The 21,880-nt window shown below is 50.2% G+C and carries 22 protein-coding genes; 7 read left to right on the forward strand and 15 right to left on the reverse strand.

The window, feature by feature from the left end:
- The first annotated feature begins 43 nt into the window (after positions 1-43).
- Positions 44-955, forward strand: a complete 912-nt coding sequence (gene rdgC / locus HV237_RS18375; RefSeq protein ID WP_003021479.1) for a recombination-associated protein RdgC — start codon at positions 44-46, stop codon at positions 953-955.
- A 50-nt stretch (positions 956-1,005) separates the two neighbouring features.
- Here the strand turns inward: rdgC and ppnP are convergent, their stop codons facing one another.
- The 5 genes from ppnP to HV237_RS18400 form a co-directional block, all read right to left on the reverse strand.
- Entirely contained in the window at positions 1,006-1,290 is a 285-nt protein-coding gene (gene ppnP, locus HV237_RS18380; RefSeq protein WP_016152010.1) for a pyrimidine/purine nucleoside phosphorylase, read from the reverse strand.
- 71 nt (positions 1,291-1,361) lie between these two features.
- Positions 1,362-2,039 carry an AroM family protein gene (locus HV237_RS18385; RefSeq protein WP_016155840.1) on the reverse strand — a complete coding sequence of 226 codons (678 nt, stop codon included), beginning with the start codon at positions 2,037-2,039 and terminating at the stop codon, positions 1,362-1,364.
- Positions 2,040-2,286: 247 nt separating this feature from the next.
- The gene (yaiA, locus tag HV237_RS18390; protein ID WP_016155839.1) at positions 2,287-2,478 is read right to left on the reverse strand and encodes a protein YaiA; all 192 of its coding nucleotides are present in this window, start codon (positions 2,476-2,478) and stop codon (positions 2,287-2,289) included.
- A 26-nt stretch (positions 2,479-2,504) separates the two neighbouring features.
- A complete protein-coding gene (gene aroL / locus HV237_RS18395) occupies positions 2,505-3,050 on the reverse strand; it encodes a shikimate kinase AroL (RefSeq protein WP_016155838.1) in 546 nt (181 codons plus the stop codon).
- Between the two features lie 185 nt (positions 3,051-3,235).
- Complete coding sequence (locus HV237_RS18400) at positions 3,236-3,691, reverse strand: YaiI/YqxD family protein (protein WP_016155837.1); 456 nt, start codon at positions 3,689-3,691, stop codon at positions 3,236-3,238.
- Between the two features lie 148 nt (positions 3,692-3,839).
- Here HV237_RS18400 and proC point away from each other — a divergent pair, with 148 nt between their 5' ends.
- Positions 3,840-4,649, forward strand: coding sequence for a pyrroline-5-carboxylate reductase (gene proC / locus HV237_RS18405; protein WP_016152005.1), 810 nt, complete (start codon positions 3,840-3,842; stop codon positions 4,647-4,649).
- Between the two features lie 17 nt (positions 4,650-4,666).
- Here the strand turns inward: proC and adrA are convergent, their stop codons facing one another.
- The 5 genes from adrA to HV237_RS18430 all read right to left on the reverse strand — a co-directional run bounded on the left by adrA (position 4,667) and on the right by HV237_RS18430 (position 9,500).
- Positions 4,667-5,782 (reverse strand): diguanylate cyclase AdrA, encoded by a 1,116-nt coding sequence (adrA, locus tag HV237_RS18410; RefSeq protein WP_094169089.1) that lies wholly within the window; start codon positions 5,780-5,782, stop codon positions 4,667-4,669.
- 91 nt (positions 5,783-5,873) lie between these two features.
- Positions 5,874-6,194 (reverse strand): phosphate starvation-inducible protein PsiF, encoded by a 321-nt coding sequence (gene psiF / locus HV237_RS18415; protein WP_003830956.1) that lies wholly within the window; start codon positions 6,192-6,194, stop codon positions 5,874-5,876.
- A gap of 97 nt (positions 6,195-6,291) precedes the next feature.
- Positions 6,292-7,707, reverse strand: coding sequence for an alkaline phosphatase (gene phoA, locus HV237_RS18420; protein ID WP_047357675.1), 1,416 nt, complete (start codon positions 7,705-7,707; stop codon positions 6,292-6,294).
- A 104-nt stretch (positions 7,708-7,811) separates the two neighbouring features.
- Entirely contained in the window at positions 7,812-8,054 is a 243-nt protein-coding gene (locus tag HV237_RS18425) for a sigma-S stabilization anti-adapter protein IraP (RefSeq protein WP_016152002.1), read from the reverse strand.
- A 249-nt stretch (positions 8,055-8,303) separates the two neighbouring features.
- Complete coding sequence (locus HV237_RS18430; protein ID WP_046275379.1) at positions 8,304-9,500, reverse strand: multidrug efflux MFS transporter; 1,197 nt, start codon at positions 9,498-9,500, stop codon at positions 8,304-8,306.
- Between the two features lie 301 nt (positions 9,501-9,801).
- Between HV237_RS18430 and ddlA the strand changes: the two genes are divergently transcribed.
- Entirely contained in the window at positions 9,802-10,896 is a 1,095-nt protein-coding gene (gene ddlA / locus HV237_RS18435) for a D-alanine--D-alanine ligase (protein ID WP_047357706.1), read from the forward strand.
- 25 nt (positions 10,897-10,921) lie between these two features.
- Here the strand turns inward: ddlA and HV237_RS18440 are convergent, their stop codons facing one another.
- Positions 10,922-11,143: a DUF2754 domain-containing protein gene (locus HV237_RS18440; RefSeq protein ID WP_019076140.1), complete on the reverse strand. Its 222-nt coding sequence runs from the start codon at positions 11,141-11,143 to the stop codon at positions 10,922-10,924.
- 263 nt (positions 11,144-11,406) lie between these two features.
- Between HV237_RS18440 and HV237_RS18445 the strand changes: the two genes are divergently transcribed.
- Entirely contained in the window at positions 11,407-11,730 is a 324-nt protein-coding gene (locus HV237_RS18445) for a DUF2755 family protein (protein ID WP_047357674.1), read from the forward strand.
- Here the strand turns inward: HV237_RS18445 and HV237_RS18450 are convergent.
- Complete coding sequence (locus HV237_RS18450; RefSeq protein WP_047357673.1) at positions 11,715-12,818, reverse strand: DUF1615 domain-containing protein; 1,104 nt, start codon at positions 12,816-12,818, stop codon at positions 11,715-11,717. The genes HV237_RS18445 and HV237_RS18450 overlap by 16 nt on opposite strands.
- A gap of 16 nt (positions 12,819-12,834) precedes the next feature.
- On the reverse strand, positions 12,835-14,055 hold the full coding sequence (sbmA, locus tag HV237_RS18455) for a peptide antibiotic transporter SbmA (protein WP_047357672.1): 1,221 nt from the start codon (positions 14,053-14,055) through the stop codon (positions 12,835-12,837).
- Positions 14,056-14,439: 384 nt separating this feature from the next.
- On the opposite strand from sbmA, the gene ampH reads away from it, so the two are divergent.
- Entirely contained in the window at positions 14,440-15,597 is a 1,158-nt protein-coding gene (gene ampH / locus HV237_RS18460) for a D-alanyl-D-alanine-carboxypeptidase/endopeptidase AmpH (protein ID WP_047357671.1), read from the forward strand.
- 1 nt (position 15,598) lies between these two features.
- On the opposite strand, the gene iprA is transcribed toward ampH, so the two are convergent.
- Both iprA and ehaB read right to left on the reverse strand, forming a co-directional pair.
- A complete protein-coding gene (iprA, locus tag HV237_RS18465; protein WP_047357670.1) occupies positions 15,599-16,222 on the reverse strand; it encodes a hydrogen peroxide resistance inhibitor IprA in 624 nt (207 codons plus the stop codon).
- 90 nt (positions 16,223-16,312) lie between these two features.
- The gene (gene ehaB, locus HV237_RS18470) at positions 16,313-19,237 is read right to left on the reverse strand and encodes an autotransporter adhesin EhaB (RefSeq protein WP_047357669.1); all 2,925 of its coding nucleotides are present in this window, start codon (positions 19,235-19,237) and stop codon (positions 16,313-16,315) included.
- A gap of 510 nt (positions 19,238-19,747) precedes the next feature.
- On the opposite strand from ehaB, the gene hemB reads away from it, so the two are divergent.
- Both hemB and HV237_RS18480 read left to right on the forward strand, forming a co-directional pair.
- Positions 19,748-20,722, forward strand: a complete 975-nt coding sequence (gene hemB / locus HV237_RS18475; protein WP_016151991.1) for a porphobilinogen synthase — start codon at positions 19,748-19,750, stop codon at positions 20,720-20,722.
- Between the two features lie 512 nt (positions 20,723-21,234).
- A complete protein-coding gene (locus tag HV237_RS18480) occupies positions 21,235-21,876 on the forward strand; it encodes a PIG-L deacetylase family protein (protein WP_047357667.1) in 642 nt (213 codons plus the stop codon).
- The last annotated feature ends 4 nt before the right edge of the window (positions 21,877-21,880 follow it).

A 21,880-nucleotide genomic window follows, 5' to 3' on the forward strand; every position in this document is an offset into this window, starting at 1 on the left:
TATCATGCCCGCTGGATTTAACGACAAGGCCGTGGAAATTATCATGCTGTGGTTCAAAAATTTAATGGTTTACCGTCTTAGCCGCGATGTTTCTTTGCGTGCCGAAGAGATGGAAAAACAGCTGGCATCAATGACGTTCACCCCTTGCGGTAGCCAGGATATGGCAAAAATGGGCTGGGTTCCGCCGATGGGATCGCACAGCGATGCATTAACGCATACCGCCAATGGCCAAATTATTATCTGCGCCCGCAAAGAAGAAAAAATTCTGCCGTCGCCGGTTATCAAACAGGCGCTGGAAGCCAAAATTTTCAAACTGGAAGCTGAGCAAGGTCGCAAACTCAAGAAGACCGAAAAAGACTCGCTGAAAGATGAAGTTCTGCACTCATTGCTGCCGCGCGCCTTTAGCCGTTTCAGCCAGACGATGATGTGGATCGATACCGTCAACGATCTGATCATGGTTGATTGCGCGAGTGCGAAGAAAGCCGAAGATACGCTGGCGCTGCTGCGTAAGAGTCTCGGTTCGCTGCCGGTCGTTCCGCTGACGATGGAAAACCCCATTGAGCTGACGCTGACCGAATGGGTTCGCTCCGGCACAACGGCACAGGGATTCCAGTTATTGGATGAAGCCGAACTAAAAGCGATCCTTGAAGACGGCGGCGTGATCCGCGCGAAAAAGCAGGATCTGGTCTGCGACGAAATCGCCGTGCATATCGAAGCGGGCAAACTGGTCACCAAGCTGGCCCTCGACTGGCAGCAGCGCATTCAGTTCGTGATGTGTGACGACGGCTCTATTAAGCGTTTGAAGTTTAGCGACGAGCTGCGCGATCAGAACGAAGATATTGACCGCGAAGATTATGCTCAGCGTTTTGATGCCGATTTCATCCTGATGACGGGTGAACTGGCGGCGCTGATTAAAAGTCTGGTGGAAGGATTAGGCGGCGAAGCGCAACGTTAAGCCGTACTTACCGAATGGCGGCATAATGTCGCCATTCGTCATTTCTATGCTTACAGATAGCGGCAAAGATAGGATGTTGGCTCTGCCACCTGCAGATGAAACTCACTGTTGCCCGGTACGTTGAATACGTCCCCTGCGGCATACACCTTCCACTCGGTTTCCCCCGGCAGCAGCACGTTCAGTGCGCCGCTAACGACAGTCATCTCTTCAGGCGCCGCAGTACTAAAGGTATATTCGCCTTCAGCCATCACGCCAACACTGGCGCGGCCAGTACTGCTGCTGGTAAAACCGATCGATTTTACTTTGCCGGAAAAGTATTCATTACTTTGAAGCATACAACTGGCCCTATCTCGTGATTAAGTTGAGAACCAATATAGGGGGCTGACGTTCCACCTGTCACGTAAAATTACGCCAACAGCTCCGAAGCCAGTCGGGCAATCAACACATTAGACAGAAGAACCGGGACATCCAGCGATTTTTGCAGTAAATCACGATGGCGTTGATTGAACCCCAGACAATCCAGCATGATCACATCCGCGCCTTGCTCCAGTAGTTCTTTCCCGGCATCAATTAATTGTTGTTCGGTACCTTCGATCGGATTCGCCACGGCATACACTGGTGGAGTTTGTAACACCTGCCATTTTTGCGTCTGGGCTTTGAGCAATTCGGTGACGGGGACAATAACCCCGACCTGATGCCCATCGACAATCGAGGCCACCAGCGGGGGGATAATACGTAACGGCTCCAGCAGAATACTATTGCGGGCGGTCAGGCGAGCGATTGAGGCGGTACTCATCAGCAGGATCACGTCAAAGCCCTGGTTATCCAGCACCTCCACGATACTTTGCAGCGAGCGCTCTACCTTCTGGCGTGAGACATGCGCAAGTTGGTGGTCGCTGAGCAGCGTTAATAAAGGCTCGTCACCGGGCGAAACGCCGTACTCAGCCATCACATCTTCTCGCCGCATCTGTCCAAGCAGACTGTGGTGAGTAATGTGCTGTTCATCGATATATTCCGTCAGGAGCGGTAACACCTCACACATTGGCACCACGCCAATCGTGAGGATAGCCAACGACGCACTCATTTGTTGCTCCACCATCTTCTTACTTTGCTGTGAAATCCCGGGCAAGTGCCGGGCGCTGACCTGCGCTACAAATGCTCAAAAGCGTAGCAGCTGATCGGCGGTGTATTGTGTAAAGATTCCAAATCATTCCGGTACTGGATTGTTATTGCTTAATTTTCAATTTTAACGGTATACGGCGAAATTTAAGAAAATGTGATGAACGCCCGTCGTGGCACTTTTCAGACTCGTGCCAGGACGGTGCTTAATATCAGGTTTTATCGGGGTCTTCGTAGCGTTTTTTGGCATCCATGGCTTCCTGCGCAGAAGGATGCTCACTGATCAACGTATTCGGTTTAGGGTGATCGGCTCGAAGTTGATACCAGGTTACCGTCTGGCCTGGCGTCCCCTTTTCAACCGTAACAATGTTCGCTTGACGTGGGTAAGGTGGTTTTGTCGGCATAGTTCTTCCTTTTCACTGGATGAACATTAAGTATAGACACCGCCCTGTAACCGTGGCGCTGCCTGCGCCAGTATCTCAAGAATGTCTTCCACCACCTGCGCAGGTTTATGGGTGGCATCAACGATGTAGTGCGCAGCTTCACGGTACAGAACATCGCGCTGGGCGAGCACTTCCTGCACCTCTTCAGTCAACGGCTTACCGGTTAAGGTTGGGCGCAATCCCTCTTCAGGCGTGGCCTCCAGACGATCAACCAGTACTGATACCGGTGCGCTTAAATAGATGACCACGCCGTGGCTGCGCATGTAATGACGATTAAATTCGGTAAGAATGATGCCGCCGCCGGTCGCAACAACCGTTGCCGGGGCCGTGACGGCCTGCAGAGCGCTCGTCTCCTGGGCACGAAACCCTTCCCATCCTTCCCTTTCGACGATCTCCGCCACGGTCATCTGCACGTGCGATTGCAACCAGCGATCGGTATCGACAAACTGGAAATCGATAGCCTTCGCCAGCGCCATACCGGTAGTTGTCTTACCACACCCCCGGGGGCCGACAAGATAAAGAGGTTGCGTCATTACAGAAATTCCCCAGGGAGCCGCGAGCGAGCGGGATCTGATGCGGTTAAAGATATAATCATATCACCAAACTAGTACATCGCCAAAACGTAAAGAAAAAATTACATTTAGGGTGACTGTACCTATTAACCCCTACTATAACAAGAATTCACCATGAATAAAGTGTAAATAATAAATTACACGCTTTATTTTCTACGCTGTACTTCCAGCCACCACTTATCAAGCTCAGCAGCAAAATGCTGCCTGTCTCGTGGTGAAAGGCTGTCCGGCCCGCCGGTCTGAATACCGCTGGCGCGTAGCGTATCCATAAAATCACGCATCATCAGACGCTCACGGATCGTGGCTTCGGTATAACGTTCACCGCGCGGATTAAGCGCCGCCGCACCTTTTTCAATGACTTCCGCCGCCAGCGGGATATCCGCTGTTATCACTAAATCACCGGCACTACACTGACGTACAATCTCGTTATCCGCCACGTCAAACCCGGCGGGAACACGTAATGTGCGGATAAACCGCGAAGACGGGACGCGCAAACTTTGGTTGGCTACCAAAATAAGCGGCATCTGCATGCGCTCAGAAGCGCGGTACAAAATATCTTTAATCACATTCGGACACGCATCGGCATCCACCCATATTGTCATAATTTCTCCCCACTGATGTGCAGTTGCACATTGTCGCGTGCTTTTACTTGCAGGCAAAGTGCTGTTTATCCTTCTGCACATATTCAATCCGCGCTAAGCTTAGCTTTCCCAGGTAAAACAATGAATATCACGCATAGGGAGTGACAAAATGGACAAGAAAATCGGTTTTATCGGCTGCGGTAATATGGGCAAAGCGATACTTGGCGGCATGATCGCCAGCGGCCAGGTTCTCCCCGGACAAATCTGGGTCTACACCCCTTCCCCCGATAAAGTCGCTGCATTGCACGACCAGTACGGTATTAATGCGGCGCAGTCAGCGCAAGAGGTCGCGCAAATCGCTGACATCGTTTTTGGGGCCGTAAAACCAGGCATCATGATTAAAGTGCTGAGCGAAATTACCTCCAGCCTGAACAAAGACTCCCTGGTCGTCTCGATTGCCGCTGGCGTCACCCTCGATCAGCTCGCCCGCGCGCTAGGCCATGACCGTAAAATCATTCGCGCGATGCCAAACACGCCGTCACTGGTGAATGCCGGAATGACTTCCGTCACACCGAACGCCTTAGTCACGCCAGAAGACACCGCCGACGTGCTGAATATCTTCCGCTGCTTTGGTGAAGCGGAAGTCATTGCGGAGGCAATGATTCATCCGGTCGTTGGCGTCAGTGGTTCAGCCCCGGCCTATGTCTTTATGTTTATTGAAGCGATGGCGGACGCCGCCGTGCAGGGTGGCATGCCTCGCGCGCAAGCTTATAAATTCGCGGCGCAGGCAGTAATGGGTTCGGCGAAGATGGTGCTGGATACGGGTAAACATCCCGGAGAACTGAAGGATATGGTGTGCTCGCCTGGTGGAACCACCATTGAAGCGGTACGCGTCCTGGAAGAACGAGGTTTTCGTTCATCAGTGATTGAAGCGATGATTAAGTGCATGGAGCAGTCGGAAAAACTCAGCCGCTCCTGAGTTAATACCGCCGGACGTCAGGCCGCCGCCTCAGTGCGGTTACGTCCGGAATTCTTTGCTTTGTAGAGCGCCATATCCGCCGACTTTAACCATTCTCGATAATGCTCGGTTTCTGCGGTCAGCGGCGCAACGCCCACGCTGATCCGCAGAGCAACCTGCGGCGCGCAGGATAAACGCAGTTGGCCAAGTCGTTCGTGAACGCGAGACATCGCCGCAATCGCGCTGGTTGCCGGCGTGCCGCACATAATCACCGCAAACTCATCACCGCCAAAGCGCCCGATCACGTCGCTACCGCGTAAGGTCATCTGCAGCTGGCGGGTCAGCGCGACAATCGCCTGGTCCCCAACGTCATGACCCCAGGTATCATTAATGCTCTTAAAATGGTCGATATCGATAATCAGTAACGTGGCGTCACGCTGGTAGCGGCGGCAATTATCAAATTCATTACGCAGTAACAGTTCCCAATGGCGGCGGTTGTACACCCCAGTCATGCCATCTCGCGTACTCATCACCTGTAAACGGCGTTTATGTTCCGCCAGCTTGATGACCGTCTGGTAGCTGACCCAGGCAAACAGCAGCGGATAAATCACCAACACCGGCAGCGTCAATAGCACGCTAAGTTGAGTACTGCTAAAAGCGACGGAGATATCGGTTAACTGTAACGTCACCAGGCATGAAACCATCATCAAAACGGCGCCTGCGATGAATATTCGCATCCCGCCTGCGCCCATCAGGTTGATGCAGATAATCATCAGCAGCGCCGTGGATGGCAACAGGTTTACGCCCATAATCCCTATCCACATACCGGCAAGAATGGCATCGGCTTTTAAGTTGGTAAATTCTCTATGCAGAGGATCGTCGGCTTTGCTGGCCAACTGCCAGGCCAAATGCGGCCAGACAAACGCCCATCCCACCAGTAATAGCCACCAGCCACCGGTAATAGGCTGAGCAACTAATACCGACGCGATAGGGAAAAACATTCCCCCCAATCCCACCGCTCGCGGCAGCCTGATTCGTCGGGCGAATCGCAGACCGGAACGTTGGTGGTCATTTTGATGAAGCGATAAAAATGCTTCATTCGGGACGACCTTCTTTTGATAAAAGTTTTCATCATTCATTGTATTTGGGAATATTCTGAAACAAATTTCCCAAATTATAGGAAGGGGTCTGGTGGCGGAAGTATGATATTTCGGGTGAGCGATTTTACCTGCTCACCCGTAAGTGCTACGCAGATTTCTTCAGGCAAGCGCTCATAAATTTATTACGATCATCACCTTTCAGAGACTGCTCCGTCGCCTTAACGTTACATTCACGCATTTTTTGCTGCTGCGGCGTCAGGCTCTTTTCCTCCGGAGCAGATTTACTGTTTTTCAGGCAATCACTCATATATGTCTTACGCGCATCCCCTTTTAAGGTCTGCGCCGTTGCCTGCTGATTGCAGGTGGTCATACGCTGTTGTTGCGGGGTTAAAGTCTTCTCGGCAGCACCGACGGTAGTTAAAAAAATCAGACCAAAAAGCAGCGTCATTAATAATGTAATTTTCATAGCATCCTTCTTTTCTGAACGACAACACACAGGTAAGTTTGGCTGCTAACGATAAAAATACCACCCGGCGGCAAAAGTATTGCCGCCGGGCGTCGGGTTATTTCAGTCCTAACGCCGCTTTCATGGTGTAAAACAGGTCGGTTTGATCGGTCAGGCCGACCACATTCGCCGCATGCGGGCCATAGGCTGCAATTCGCAGTTGGCTGCCGGTGTGCTCCTGAGATTCCTCTTCAGAGTTGCCGTAGCTGATGACCATAACCGCGCCATCTTTGGTGTTCAGCGCCTGGGTCAGGCCTGGTGCTTTGGTATCCGGCGCGACAATCTGGCTGGCATGTGCGTGGTCAGCGGTTACCACCACCAGGGTGTTGCCATCTTTCTTCGCAAAGGCAAGCGCGCGCTGTACCGCTTCGTCCAGATCGACCGTTTCGCCAATCTGTCCGCACGGGTTGGCGGCGTGGTCCTGTTTATCGATTGACGCCCCTTCCACTTGCAGGAAGAAACCTTTCTCATTTTTGCTTAACAGCTCAATCGCTTTATCCGTCATCTGTGCCAGCGTTGGCACGCTGTCGTCACGCTTTGGATTTGGCGTACAGGTCACAACCGGCTTATCCAGATTGCCATGATAAGACGCTTTCGGACCTTCCCAGCGCACGGGCATATTGCCGTCAGAGAACAGACCCAGCAGCGGTTTATCCTGATTAGCTTCGGTAATCGCCGCCAGCGTCGCGGTATCACTCACCATCTGATAACCACGGGCCAGGGCTTGTTCACGCAACGTTTTACCCTGCCACTCGCCCGCCGCAGCGGTTTCCGCAAACGTTTTGGCCCCGCCGCCCAGCGTAACGTCAGCCCGGGCATTCAGTAATTGTTCGGTGATTGACCCTTTACCGCCTTTTTCCAGCGCATTGGTTGGGCATTTTTCACGTGTCACGCCTGGGCCATAGCACTTACGCGAAGTCACATGGGCTACCAGCGCCGCCGGGGTAGCATCCTGCAATTCAGCGGTAGAAACGTTGCCCGTTGCCAGCCCCGCCGCTTTTGCCATTTCAAGAATTGTGGCGTGATCTTTTTCATGAATATCAACGCCCAGCGCGCCATTATAGGTTTTCACACCGGTGGTCCACGCCGTCGCGGATGCCGCAGAATCCGTCACATAATCGGGTTTACCCGTTTTCTTATCCAACGCATAGTGCGTGTATTGTCCGGTCAACGGTAAAGCATCAATCCCTTTAAAAAAGCCGCCTGCGCCTTCGGCATAATTTCGCGCGGCCGTTATTTCTGAGTCACCCATCCCATCGCCAATCAATAAAATAATATTTTTGGCAGGTTTATCGCTCAGAGATTCGCGCAGAGCCGCCGTTTGATCGGCAGACAATCGGCGGGCGCCGCCCGGCGTGGTGATATCACCCTGAGCGGCACGATTATCCATAACCGTTATGGCAGAGGTTTCTGCATTAATAACCGGGGTAAACAGCAAAGGTAACAGGGCAATAGCGAGTGCGCTTTGTTTCACTTTATTTTCTCCATGTATAAATACGGTAAAATTAAAACAAAGCGACTATAAGTATTTGATGTGACACTTTTATGATAATTTGTGGATGACGCACCACGGATTACTCAAAACGCTTTTGGCACACTCTCGCCAGCGTTATGAACGTTGGTCAGAAACGCAGGCATACGGCCTTCTCCAGCCAAAGCCCCCTCAATTTGGCGAATAAATATTTGCCGATCGTTACACGTCATATTGCGCAGCATTTCGATGATTACCTGCTCCAGCGTTTCAACCTGCGCCGTCAGTTCTTGCGACTCTTCTTCTTTTTGGGCGAGCTTAAGTAACAACTCAGTAACGAGATTTTTCATTTACGTATTCCCTTAACCAAATATAGGCCACGTTATCATTAAGACTCACAACTGCCTAGAGGATGAAAGTTGTATTTTCATAAGAAATAAAACGTTTTGCGAAAACAATCACAACACAAAATAAGGGAGAAGGAGTCTTAGCGCAGAATTATTCCATATAAAAGGGTAAGGGGATTAATAATCACCTGGATATATAAATGCATAATGATGGATTAACAACGCTTGCGGGCAGCGTTGTTAATCAGGTACTCAGCGTGCGCAGCGCCGACGTCGCAACGCGATAGCCAGTTGCCAGATGTTGATTAGCACAATGCACGCCGTGGCAATAAACACCCAGCGAAAGCCCGCCATTGCCGAAACCGTTGCTCCCATTAATGGCCCGGCTACGTTGCCGAGGTACATAAATGACTGGTTATAACCAAAAATGCGCCCGGTTATCTGGTCGCTGGAGTATTTCACCAGCAACGTCTGCACCGCGGGCAACATCGCGCCGTCGGCAAAGCCGAGCAGAAAACGTAAGATCCCCAACTGCAACGGCGTAGTGACCCATGACATGGCGAAAAACAACACGACGGCGAAGATTAACGTTGCCATTAAAATCCGCTCGGTCCCAATACGATCGCCTAATTTACCTAGCCGGGGCGCAGAAATCAGCGCCGAGATGCCCGGAACCGAAGCAATCAGCCCGCTGAGAAAGGCAATATTAGAACTGTCTGGGACCATTGATTTAATAAACAGCGCCAGAATCGGCCCAATTGAGCCGTTACACAACTGGATCACCATCGTAGTAAAAAACAGGCTGATCACCAGCGCCGGATAAGGCAGCGAGGCAAAGACGGCCTTCCCGCTCAGGCGTTCGCTTTTTTTGATTGTCGGGCGCACACCTTCTTTGATTAAGAACAGCGTGACCAGAAAACTCACTACCAGCAAGGCCGCGGTAATACAGAATACCGCCCGTAAGCCAACGTGGTCGGCAATAAAGCCCCCCATCAGCGGTCCGCCAATTACGCCGCTAATTTGCGCCGTCGAGAGCGTACTCAGCGCCCACCCGCTGCGTTCGCGCGGAACCTGTGAGGCTACCAGCGCCATCGCATTGGGAATATAGCCAGACGTTAACCCCATGACCCCACGCAGCAGAAAAAGCTGCCAGACGTTAGTGGCAAAGGCCTGCAGTAAAATCGCAATCGCCATACCCAAAGAGGCCCGCAGCAACATTAGCTTGCGTCCTTTACGGTCGGCTAAACTCCCCCACATCGGAGAGACGATGGCTGAAATCAGGAAGGTGACGCTAAACGTTAAGCCGGACCACATTGAGAGTGCTTCATGGGAGCTCACCCCCAGTTGGGAGATATAGAGCGGTAAAAAAGGCAGGATTTGGCTGATCGCCAGGCCGGTGAAAAAGCAACCGAACCATACGGAAATGAGGTTTACTCTCCAGGATTCCATAGGGACTCATAACGATAAGTAGCTGAAAACTGTGAGTAGCTTAACAAATTACTTAGCCAAATAAGGGTCCACAGGTGCGATATATCACAGTTTAGGATTTTATCTTCCCGCTCATCATATTTGTGATATACCTCACATCAACCCCACAATATCAGCAGGGGTTTATGCTCCGCGTCCGTTCTGCGCGTTTGCGCTTATCTGTTCCTCTGTTGCCCATCAAAACAATCTGCCAGAAGCCGAGGAAACCTGCGTTTTGTCGTGGTAATGTATGTGCTTTGCATTCATGGAATGGGTTTTTAAGATGGCAAAGTTGCGGGTAGGAATCGTATTTGGTGGTAAATCAGCGGAACATGAAGTGTCATTGCAATCGGCAAAAAATATTGTCGATGCCATCGACAAGACTCGCTTTGACGTTGTGCTGTTAGGTATTGATAAGCAAGGGCAATGGCACATTAGCGATGCCAGTAACTATCTGCTCAATTCAGATGATCCAGCGCATATTGCGCTGCGTCCTTCCGCGACCAGCCTGGCTCAAGTCCCGGGTAAACAAGAGCACCAGTTGATCGATGCGCAAAACGGTCAGCCACTGCCAACGGTCGATGTTATTTTCCCGATCGTACACGGCACGTTGGGTGAAGATGGCTCTCTGCAGGGTATGCTGCGCGTGGCGAATCTGCCGTTCGTCGGTTCTGATGTCCTGGGTTCTGCGGCCTGTATGGATAAAGACGTAACCAAACGTCTACTGCGCGATGCCGGATTAAACATCGCGCCATTTATTACGCTCACTCGCGCCAATCGCAACCGCATCAGCTTTGCCGAGGTGGAATCCCGCCTTGGCCTGCCGCTGTTTGTGAAACCAGCCAACCAGGGCTCGTCCGTTGGCGTCAGTAAAGTGACCAGCGAAGCGCAATACGATCAGGCCGTCACGCTGGCATTTGAATTCGACCATAAAGTCGTGGTGGAACAAGGGATTAAGGGCCGCGAGATCGAATGCGCGGTGCTGGGCAACGATCAACCGCAGGCCAGTACCTGTGGCGAGATCGTGCTGAACAGTGATTTTTACGCTTACGACACCAAATACATTGACGATAACGGTGCCAAAGTGGTTGTTCCGGCAGCGATCGCACCGGAAGTTAACGATAAGATCCGCGACATTGCTATTCAGGCTTATCAGGCGCTGGGCTGCGCCGGTATGGCGCGCGTGGACGTTTTCTTAACCGCAGAGAACGATGTTGTGATCAATGAGATCAACACGCTGCCGGGCTTTACCAACATCAGCATGTATCCAAAACTGTGGCAGGCGAGCGGCTTAGGCTATACCGATTTGATCACTCGCCTGATCGAACTGGCGCTGGAACGTCATGCGGCGGATAGCGCGTTGAAAACCAGTATGTAAACCCGCCTGGATGCCTGATCGATAGCTATTGGGCATCCTTTGCTTCTTCTTCATCTTCCACGCGGCGACGGATAATTAATCCGGCCAGCCAAAAGCTAATCACCCACGTCACCAACCCCACCGCATAGGTCTGCCATCCCTGCGCTTCAAAACCCAGTAAGCCGACCACACCGTTCAGAATAAAGATAAGCCCAATAGCGAAGGCATAGTAGTGCCAGTCTCGGCGAATTTTAACAGGCAGGTTCATAACGGCTCCGGTGGAAATACAACGTGAAAGCGCATCCTCGCACATTTCCTCATAGACGTCTGTGGCCTGTGCGGAATTTCTGAAATGTAACTTGATTTCACTTAAGGTTACGTAATTGTGACAATCAGCAAAAAACCGAGATCCAGGAATAATCTCTACCTGAAATTACCATCATTCTGATATTGACATTGCCGATCACCTGTCAGACTCACTGTCAGTTCCAGGTATCACGTCAAAAAAGCAGGTTATTTCCGGAGGTCTTTATGGCTGATTTTACGCTCTCAAAATCCCTGTTTAAGGGCAAGCATCGGGATACCTCCTCCCTGCCCGGCAACATTGCGTATGCCGTATTTGTGCTGTTTTGCTTTTGGGCAGGCGCGCAGGTTTTAAATCTGTTGGCCCACGCTCCCGGCATCTATGAACAACTGATGCAGTTGCAAATGCAAGAGACAGGACGCCCACGAGTTGAAATTGGCTTAGGCGTCGGTACCCTTTTTGGGCTGGTCCCTTTCCTTGCCGGAAGTCTGATTCTTGGCGCCATCGCGGCATTCGTGCGCTGGCGCCGCCGTCATCATAATGATGGCTGACCTATACATTTCGCCCGACGCTCGTCCACGCGTTTCGCAAACCACGCGGTGGTCAAATTACGTGTAATCTTAGGGCTTTCCAGCTGAATGCCTGGCAGCATTTCACGGGGTAGCGCTTTCCCAGTCTTCGCTTTCGCCAGCTTATAGACCTTCTCGTACAGCGCGGTATCCTCAAATGCCAGGCTGTCACCTTTTTGCAGTTGACGGTGGATCTCACTCTCGCTCATCCCCAGCTTCCCGGCCAGTTTACGTACCGCCAGCTCGGTTTTGCCCGGCTCGCTGCTGCCGTAGAGAATCAAGTCACCATCCATCGCCAGTTTCACTCCGCTGGCTTTACTGACCGCATTCTGGAAAGCCGCATTGCGGCTGGCATACCATCCCGCATTGAAATCAGCGAAACGGAAGATTGGCGCGCTGTAATTCGCCGGGTAGTTAAGCAGATGATACGTACCGAACCACAGCCCACCGCGGCGGCTGAACACTTCCTGACGTACTGTTCCCGCCATTTTCCACGGATACCCGTCGGCGTGCTGCTCGGCAAACGCGATACTGACCTGCATTGGCCCACCGGTATGTACCGGATTAAGCGAACCAAACAGCGTCTGCCCCATCGGTACCATATTGATAAAATCATCAAAAATGGCGCTAAGCTGTTTTTCCGTTTTCACCGTATCCAGACGCTCGCTGTAACTTTTCCCCGTTGGCGAGTTAATCTTCAGTGCGGTATGCACCACAAACTGCGGGATATGCATACGCTCGGCGCGCCGGTCGATCTCTTTCCAGGCGATTTTACTTAAGTTTGGAACGGCCGGATCCGCCTGATAGTTTGACTCCTGTTGCGCGACCGCCAGCACCGAACAGATATTTTCAACCGTCGGCGCCAGCTTCTGGCTTTCAAACGTCTTCGCTAAATCCTGCGCCCATGCGTCCCGGTCTTTCACGCTGGCGGGCATTTTCTGGCGCACCACGCTCGCCACATCGACGGCTTTCTCCCCTTTTTTTAGCGGCTGCGCGGGTTGGCTACTACATCCCACCAGCACCAGAGCGGCCAGACCGGACAAGGGGTAAAGACGGGAAACCGTCGACATAACATCTCCTTTTTTATTAACTAAGCGTATGGGTAACTTCCTGAATATCCTGGCCATCAAGCTCACGTTCAAAGCTGCGCAGACGCTTATAAATAGACATCAGTTCGACTAACGTTGTCCAGGAGTTAATCAAATACTGGAACGAGCCGCGCACCTGGCCAAACACGTTGGTGATTTGCGTCATCAGGCCGAGCGTAATCGTACCGGCAACAATCGACGGAAACAGCAGGAACAAGCCGAAAACGTTATCAACCTGCAGGTATAGAATACGGGCGATATTGAAGTACATATAGTGAAAATAGAGGCGGAAGTAGTTCTGGCGCACCGCATGGAACAGTTCACGCACCGTCGGCGGGGTCGCACGATTAGCGTCATCTTCACCGTAAACCAGTTCTTTACGGTAGGCCGCTTCCACGCGCTGGTTTTTAAACTCCAGCCCCGGAAGTTTGATGCCGACTACCGCCAGCAAGCCGGTTCCCATCAACGACCAGACAATCGCGGCAATCACCAGGCCATAAGGAACATGTCCAACAATTGGCAGGTCCGGCACATGGGCTGAAAGAGTGACCAGTACAGGTAAGAAGGCAATCAGCGTCATAATCGCATTGATAAAGCTGACCCCCATATCTTCAAGTGTGGAGGCAAAACGCATGGTATCTTCCTGCACACGCTGCGCCGCGCCTTCGATATGACGCAGATGCTGCCAGTGCGCCATATAGTGTTCGTTCATTGCGGTACGCCAGCGGAAAACATAGTGGCTGACGAAAAAGTTGTTCATTACCCCAATAACCACAGCAATCAGCGCAATGCCAAGAAAGATGCCCACTTCATGATAAAACTGCTCAATCTTCACCTTATGCGGTGCACTCAACGCGGATTGAATTAAATCATAGAATGGCGCATACCAGGCGTTGACGGCGACGCCAACTTCAACCAGAAACCAGGTCACGAAAATAATTAGCGACGTGCCCAGTATGGACCAGTACTGCCAACGGTGAGGGCTGTAGATAAACCAGAACAGCGCGAACACGCCAACGCAAAGAATGTAATACGCATAAAAAATCAGGTAATTCAGTGACCAGAATCGGGCCGCGCTAATCGGTACGTCTCCCGACGCGCCGGTAATGTGTGCAACCCAGGCTCCCCCACCTGCTTGCCAGAATATAACGGCGACCAGTGCCCAAATAAATGCCGAAATAAAGAACGGCCCCGGCTTTGGGAAAAAAGACTTAAACATAGTGCTCTCCTGCTAACTTCTTATCGTTATGACGACTGCTGTGTATTTGCCACCGTGGAGTGCAGCGGCCAGACGGCTTACGCCCAAAAAACACAAGCTGAAACCGACAATTGTGACCAAAACCGCGGCACTTAGTTCGCACACGGGTATGAAGAATTGTTTCTGTGATTTTCACACTCGACAACGTTCCAGCAAGTGCAGATTATCACAGCGTGAGATCACAAAAGCGAACATCCCTAATCCGGGAAACGCTCGCGTTTACTCATCGTTACGTTTTTCACACTATCATTGGCTGATAAGCGCTTTGCAATACGCCGATGAGTAGTATAAATACGCATACGCACGACATCCTTTTTCACTTTCTCTAACTCATGGACACCACCGTTGAAACGTAGTCTGCTTTTTTCTGCCGCGCTGTGTGCGGCGTCATTGACATCTGTCCAGGCGGCACAGCCTATAACCGATCCGGTCTTCGCCTCTGATATCGTCGATCGTTATGCCGACCATATATTTTACGGCAGCGGTGCTACGGGGATGGCGCTCGTGGTGATTGATGGTAACCAGCGCGTATTTCGCAGCTTCGGCGAAACACGCCCTGGCAATAACGTTCATCCGCAGCTGGATTCCGTTATTCGAATTGCCTCTATTACTAAATTAATGACCAGCGAAATGCTGGTGAAATTACTCGATCAGGGTACGGTTAAACTCAACGATCCATTGAGCAAATATGCGCCGCCTGGCGCGCGCGTGCCAACTTATCAGGGCACGCCGATTACGCTGGTGAATCTGGCGACGCATACCAGCGCGCTGCCGCGCGAACAGCCTGGCGGTGCGGCGAAGCGCCCAGTGTTTGTCTGGCCAACCCGTGAACAGCGCTGGAGCTATCTATCAACCGCCACGCTTAAAGCCGCACCGGGTTCGCAGGCTTCTTATTCCAACCTGGCGTTTGACCTGCTGGCCGATGCGCTGGGAACCGCATCCGGAAAGCCTTATCCGCAACTGTTTGAAGAAAAAATTACCCGCCCGCTGGGAATGAAAGATACCACCTTTACCCCATCCCCCGATCAATGCAGACGCCTGATGGTCGCGGAAAAAGGTGCCAGTCCTTGCAACAATACCCTGGCGGCGATGGGCAGCGGTGGTGTTTATTCAACGCCCGGCGATATGATGCGCTGGATGCAGCAGTATCTCTCATCTGATTTTTACCATCGTAGCCAGCAGGCCGACCGTATGCAGACGCTGATTTATCAGCGTACGCAGTTAACCAAAGTGATAGGGATGGATGTTCCAGGTAGAGCCGATGCGCTGGGTTTGGGCTGGGTCTATATGGCACCGAAGAATGGGCGACCAGGAATTATTCAAAAAACCGGTGGCGGCGGCGGCTTCATTACCTATATGGCGATGATCCCACAGCAAAACGTCGGGGCATTTATCGTGGTGACCCGTTCTCCGCTAACCCGATTTACCAATATGAGCGACGGTATCAACGATCTGGTTGCAGAGCTGAGCGGGAATAAACCGCAGGTTATTCCTACATCCTGACTTAATACTCAAAAGGCAAACGGTTAATGCTCACCAGTTTGCCTTTATTCATTTCAATGTAACCACCTTTACGCAATGCCGCGAGAACCTCAGCGACAACTGAGCGTGAAATTCGCGTGCGTTGGTGAATATAGTTCATGACGCCGATACGCGAACGCAGTACGTCGTCCCATTTCATCATGGATATCAGCGTCGCGCGGATCTGATCGTAGGAGTTATTGCCGATCAGCTGCAGATCGCGCAACTCAAACATGGAATTTTGCCATGCTAACCAGCAAAAGGCTTCACGCCAAAGCTGGCATTGTTCAATTATATTTATCGTTTGCGAAGCAGGCAGGTGGTATCCCGTACAATTATTTTCGGTTATTAATCTGTATTGTACATCTGTTTTCATCACACCATCAGAAAGGCCCATAATAAAAGGCGCCTGTGCAATCCCGACCAGCACGCTTTCCCCTCTACGTAAGGAAACAACACCACTTAAAATAACAAAAGTTTCGTCACTATTAATATCGCTGGAAAAAATTATTTCTTTGTCGTTATCACACTCAAAGTGCTTACCATATTTCGCTAAACATTTATCAAGCTTACCAAACTCAAGAAGAGGTTTATTTGAAGATAGCATGTGCGAATTCCTTGCAAGAAATGCCCGTCAAATGCGTGACGGGCATTATTTCTAAATAAAATTACCTTTTATTTCTCTGCAAGAAAGTTTTTACCAGGTATATTTAACACCAACGTTTGCAGACCAGTCTTGATCGACATCACCGCCACCGAGGTAATTAGCATCGGTGTACGCGCTGAAGTTCTTGGTGAAGCTGAACTGAGTACCCAGCCCAACGCGTACCGCAGAACCTTCTACGCCGTTGTCGATAGAATCACCGTTTACATCAGAATCGTTGTTAGAGTCGTCGTAAACGTAGGCCAGTTTGAAGTACGGGGTCAGCGCCTGGTCATCGCTGTAGGCGAAGGTATAACCCGCATCTACACCAAGTTCATAACGCATGCTGTCATAAGACTGACCGTCAACTTTCATGTCGTTGCTCAGCTTATAGTCATCACCAGACTGGAACAGACCGGATACGCTACCGTAAGGGGTTACGTAACCTGCTTCACCCAGCTTCAGGTCATAACCCAGTTTCAAGCCGAAGCCCCAGGCATCAGAAGAGGTGCTGCCATCAACATACTGACCGTTGCTCATGCTGGCAGACAGATCGTTGTTGAAGTGGGAGTAGCTTAAGTTACTGTCAACAAAGATGTTGTTCGCAAAACGAGCAGAAGAGTAGAAATAGGCAGTCTGGCTATCCTGATCTACCTGACCGGTACGATCACTCATGTCACCTTTCGCGAAGCCTGCCGCAGCACCGACAATCCACTTAGCGTTGTTACCATCGATTTTGGAATCAACACCGACCATGATGCCGTTAACATCCTGATCATAGTTAATGTTGCCGTTATCCGCATCGAAGCTGCCGCCGAAGTAGCTCACCCATGCACCACCGTTATCTACCAGACCATGACGCGCGTTAGTCAGACGAGTACCAACGGTGTCTTGCTCCAGGTTCCAGATATTGGTGTTGGCAGACGGAATACTCAGCGCCATGTTCGCGTAGTCGGTCAGCTCCATCTGCTGCAGAACAACGGTGTTACCCTGCTGCTGAGCCTGATAGGTGTAAGCACCCAAGTCTGCTTTGTTGGCTGCAGAGAAGGTTGCGGTGCTGTTCTTGTCGTTAACGTAGATCAGCTCGTTACCCTTGTAATCGGTAACAGAACCTGCGCCAGTGGCGTTATCGATGCGAACTTTATAGTTACCGGTTGCCGCTGCTACGTGATCACCGTAGTTATCAACTTCAGACTGATCGCCTGAGGTGTCGGAATCACCGTTACCGTTGATAGTCAGATGACCATCAGAGTTCATCGCGATCACGCCATAACCGTAGTTAGCCTGGCGCGTATCGTTAGTACGATCGTTGGTCAGGTCAGCATTCAACACATAGTTAGCGCTGTTGATGTCGAAAACACCCGCATTAACATGGTTGTAAGCGTCGGTGTAGCTGGTCAGATTCAGGGTATCAACCTGCAGTGCGTTACCGGTGCTGTTGCCCACATCCAGAACGCCGTTGTTGGTGACGTTAATGGTATTGGCATACAGCGCGGCATTAAGCACATTCCAGCCAGCAGAGACATCATCAGCAATCGTTACGGTACTGTTGTCAATAGACAGCGTATTAGTCGCAACACGACCATCTTCATTGATGTTCAGTGCGGAAGCACCGGTCAGAGAGATGGAGTCAGAAACCAGCGCAGAATCGCCCACGTTGACAACGGAACCGCTGTTGATGCTCAGGGTGTCAATCAGAGAAGTTTTGGTGGTATCCCACTGGGAAGCGCCGTTCAGCGTCACGTTGAACAGACCGCTCTGATAAACGGTATTGCCAACCACATGACCATTTTCGTCATAAGAGGATGTGTTGCTATCGATACCGTAGGTTGAAGAAGGCCACAGGCTGTTGGCAGCGATATCAATCAGCGTAGGAGTGGCTTCAGTGCCCTCAGCATAGCTTTCGTAAACGCCATCACCATCAACGTCAACCTGATGGACGGACATTGCCGCACCAACCCACTTGCTGCCGTGGTTCAGGGTCAGATCCAGACGGTCAGTACCATCCCAGCCGTTGGTATCCAGATCGGCATCGGTATCACGGTAAGTATCAGCACCGTTCGGGAAGAAGTTCTCATCAAAGTTGCTGGAGAACAGCACATCGCCCATCAGCGTAGCGTTATCAAACGTGGCGGTGGTCTGCATCGCGTTATCTGCATTGGGATTAGCAATAACCGCCAATGCGATATCATTCGCGTTCCAACCGTTACCGTTGTAGTCGCTCGCATTGCTGGTGTTACCAAACCAGCCGGATCTTCCTTCATCAGACCAGGAACCTGAGGTCAGGGTAGAGTCGGTAACAGCGATAGTGTTGTTAAACACTTCGCCGCTGTTTACGCCGGTGATGACGGTATTATCGTCAATATCATCCCACTCATAACCCTGAGTCAGGGTAATACCCGCGACGTGAGAGTTGTTGGAGATAGACAGATCAACTTCTTGATCCAGAGTGATAGCCGTACCCAGGTTATAAACGTCGACAACGTGCGTATCAGCCACGTCATTATAGGTACCGTTGTAGGTATAATGTTCGTAGTTGTCATCGATAGTGGAGTTGATGACATTCATCGCCAGACGGTCGTAGTAATAGTCGGTACCCGTACGGTTAGTACAATCCGTGGTCATACATTCGGATGTCACCATTCCGTGAATGGTACTGTTTTTAATCGTCAGGCTGTTATAATTGCCGTTAGTTGACAGTCCATCATCCAGATAATAAGTAGAAATAACGCCGTTGACAGTAGCGTTATTGATTACCGGATAAATATCACCGTTATAAATGCTATCAGTGCCGTAATTGTTCCAACCGACATAGCCATCGAAGTAAACGTCATCAACATGTGATGCGTCATTATAATGGGTGAACGTTGTGTATGTAGTTCCAGAAATATCAGTAGAAGCATTCGCCTGAGAAGTGATTGCCAAAGTACAGGCTAATGCTAATTGTGAGACTACTAGTTTCTTTTTCCAAGTGTGCATTTGTCATCCCTCCTCAGGGACGTAATATAGTTGATCCATCAATTATCAATGCAAAGAAAACATTTTATGTTTCGCGGAGACGATTATGCGGTTTCACAAAGTAAAGGTTCAATTATTCTTTGCTAGTCGTCCGAAACCGGACAACACTACGAATATCCTCACCTCTGACACAAAAAACAAAAAAACTCATTCTTTCAATGAAATACCGTACAACACATCTCTGAATCATATAATTAACAAATAACTCACCACACACCCAAACAAATAAACAATAAATAAAGAGGAATTATCACCAGCCCTACACAAATAAACATATCGATATTTAAAATAATAAAAATAGAAACAAGCAAAATAATGAATATAAATAAATTGCCATAAATGTGAATAAATTGCTCTAATGATTCAGCCTTCCACGATGGAAAATCCAGATATAACGCCAACTTTCGTAAACCACCCACCCTCAGGTTCGGGTATACTACGGCCTTCGATTCCACAAACATCAGGCATACCATGACAGACCTAATCCAACGCCCTCGCCGCCTGCGCAAATCACCTGCGCTGCGCGCTATGTTTGAAGAGACAACACTCAGCTTAAATGACCTGGTGTTGCCGATCTTTGTTGAAGAAGAACTCGACGATTACAAAGCTATCGAGGCCATGCCCGGCGTGATGCGCATTCCAGAGAAGCATCTGGCGCGCGAAATTGAACGCATTGCTAATGCAGGCATCCGCTCGGTTATGACCTTCGGCATTTCTCATCACACCGATGACACCGGCAGCGATGCCTGGAAAGAAGACGGTCTGGTGGCGCGCATGTCGCGTATCTGTAAGCAGACCGTACCGGAGATGATCGTCATGTCCGACACCTGCTTCTGTGAATACACCTCGCACGGTCACTGCGGCGTATTATGCGAGCACGGCGTTGATAACGATTTAACCCTTGCCAATCTCGGCAAACAGGCGGTCGTTGCCGCCGCTGCGGGCGCAGATTTCATCGCCCCTTCCGCCGCAATGGACGGCCAGGTGCAGGCGATTCGCCAGGCGCTGGATGCCGCGGGCTTTACCGATACCGCGATCATGTCCTACTCCACCAAATTTGCCTCTTCTTTCTATGGCCCATTCCGTGAAGCCGCAGGTACCGCGCTGAAGGGCGATCGTAAAACCTATCAGATGAACCCGATGAACCGTCGGGAAGCAATCCGCGAATCGCTGCTGGATGAAGCCCAGGGCGCAGACTGCCTGATGGTCAAACCGGCTGGCGCATACCTCGATATTCTGCGCGATATCCGCGAGCGCACCGAGCTGCCGATTGGCGCTTATCAGGTCAGCGGTGAATACGCGATGATCAAGTTTGCAGCCCTCGCGGGTGCCATAGATGAAGAGAAAGTGGTGCTGGAAAGCTTAGGCTCGATCAAACGCGCTGGCGCAGATCTGATCTTCAGCTACTTCGCACTGGATCTGGCTGAGAAAAAAATCCTGCGCTAACTTTGTTGTTCCATGCCGGGTGGCGTAAACCATCCGGCCTGTTATCGCTAGCCTAAAGATTCTAATGAGTACCAGCGCTCAGCGACTTGCTGTTTATGATTCATTCTGAAAGTAATATCCCCTCTGAAATTCATCATTACAATCAATATCAATTATTCGTAAATGAATACTAAAATGACATATGTATTCTATTCTTCTATTTGAAGGTATAGTTACAGTACAATTTAATAACCTCATCATCTAATTATAAAAAACCAATCACTCAGAAAAATAAAACCAGTAAAAAAAATTAATGCATTCATTTTTCTTATTGATTAAGAAAAAACATCCTAACTTTCAATAAATATTATTTTTTGACTAATCAAATTACACATTGTAATATCTTTATTACGACAAACACTAATCCATCCCGTCTTTCCAACAAGAGCTTTAAATATCTGCAAAACAGATATTGTGTTTATATTCATTGAACACCCAAATAACACTCTCATAGAAAAGTGAAGGATTTGCTCATGGTTACATCATACCAAAAAGGGATATTAGCAATCGGTGCCCATCCGGACGATATTGAACTCGGATGTGGTGCCTCGTTATCCCGCTTAATAAAAGAAGGCTATCACGTTACTGCCGTCGTCATGACCGCAGGGGCTGAAGGGTGCGTTTTAAAAGCCGACCGACACGCAGAATCTCAATCGGCATTAACATCATTAGGCTGCCATCAGATTTTTCATTTTCATTTTGAGGACACACGCACACCGTACTTTGTTGATACGATGATCAAATCACTTGAAGACGTCATCACAAATCACATTCCCGCACAAATCAACATCGTGCGAACGTATACTATGCATGATTCTGACCGGCATCAGGATCATCGCGCGGTACATAAGGCTTCTATCGTTGCCTGCCGAAATATTCCCCAGGTTCTCGGTTATGAAACTCCCAGTACCTGGCTGACGTTTGTTCCCCAAGTCTTTGAAAAGGTCAGTGAAAACTGTTTCATTCAAAAACTTCGTGCGCTTTCATTTCACCAAAGCCAGCAGCAACGTGATTATATGCGTACAGAACGTCTGCGTACCGTAGCTCAATTCCGAGGGCAACAGGCCGGATGTGAATTATCTGAAGGTTTTGTTGTTCACAAAATGATTCTCTAATTAT

Source organism: Citrobacter sp. RHBSTW-00570 (genome assembly GCF_013739755.1).
GTDB lineage: Bacteria > Pseudomonadota > Gammaproteobacteria > Enterobacterales > Enterobacteriaceae > Citrobacter > Citrobacter braakii.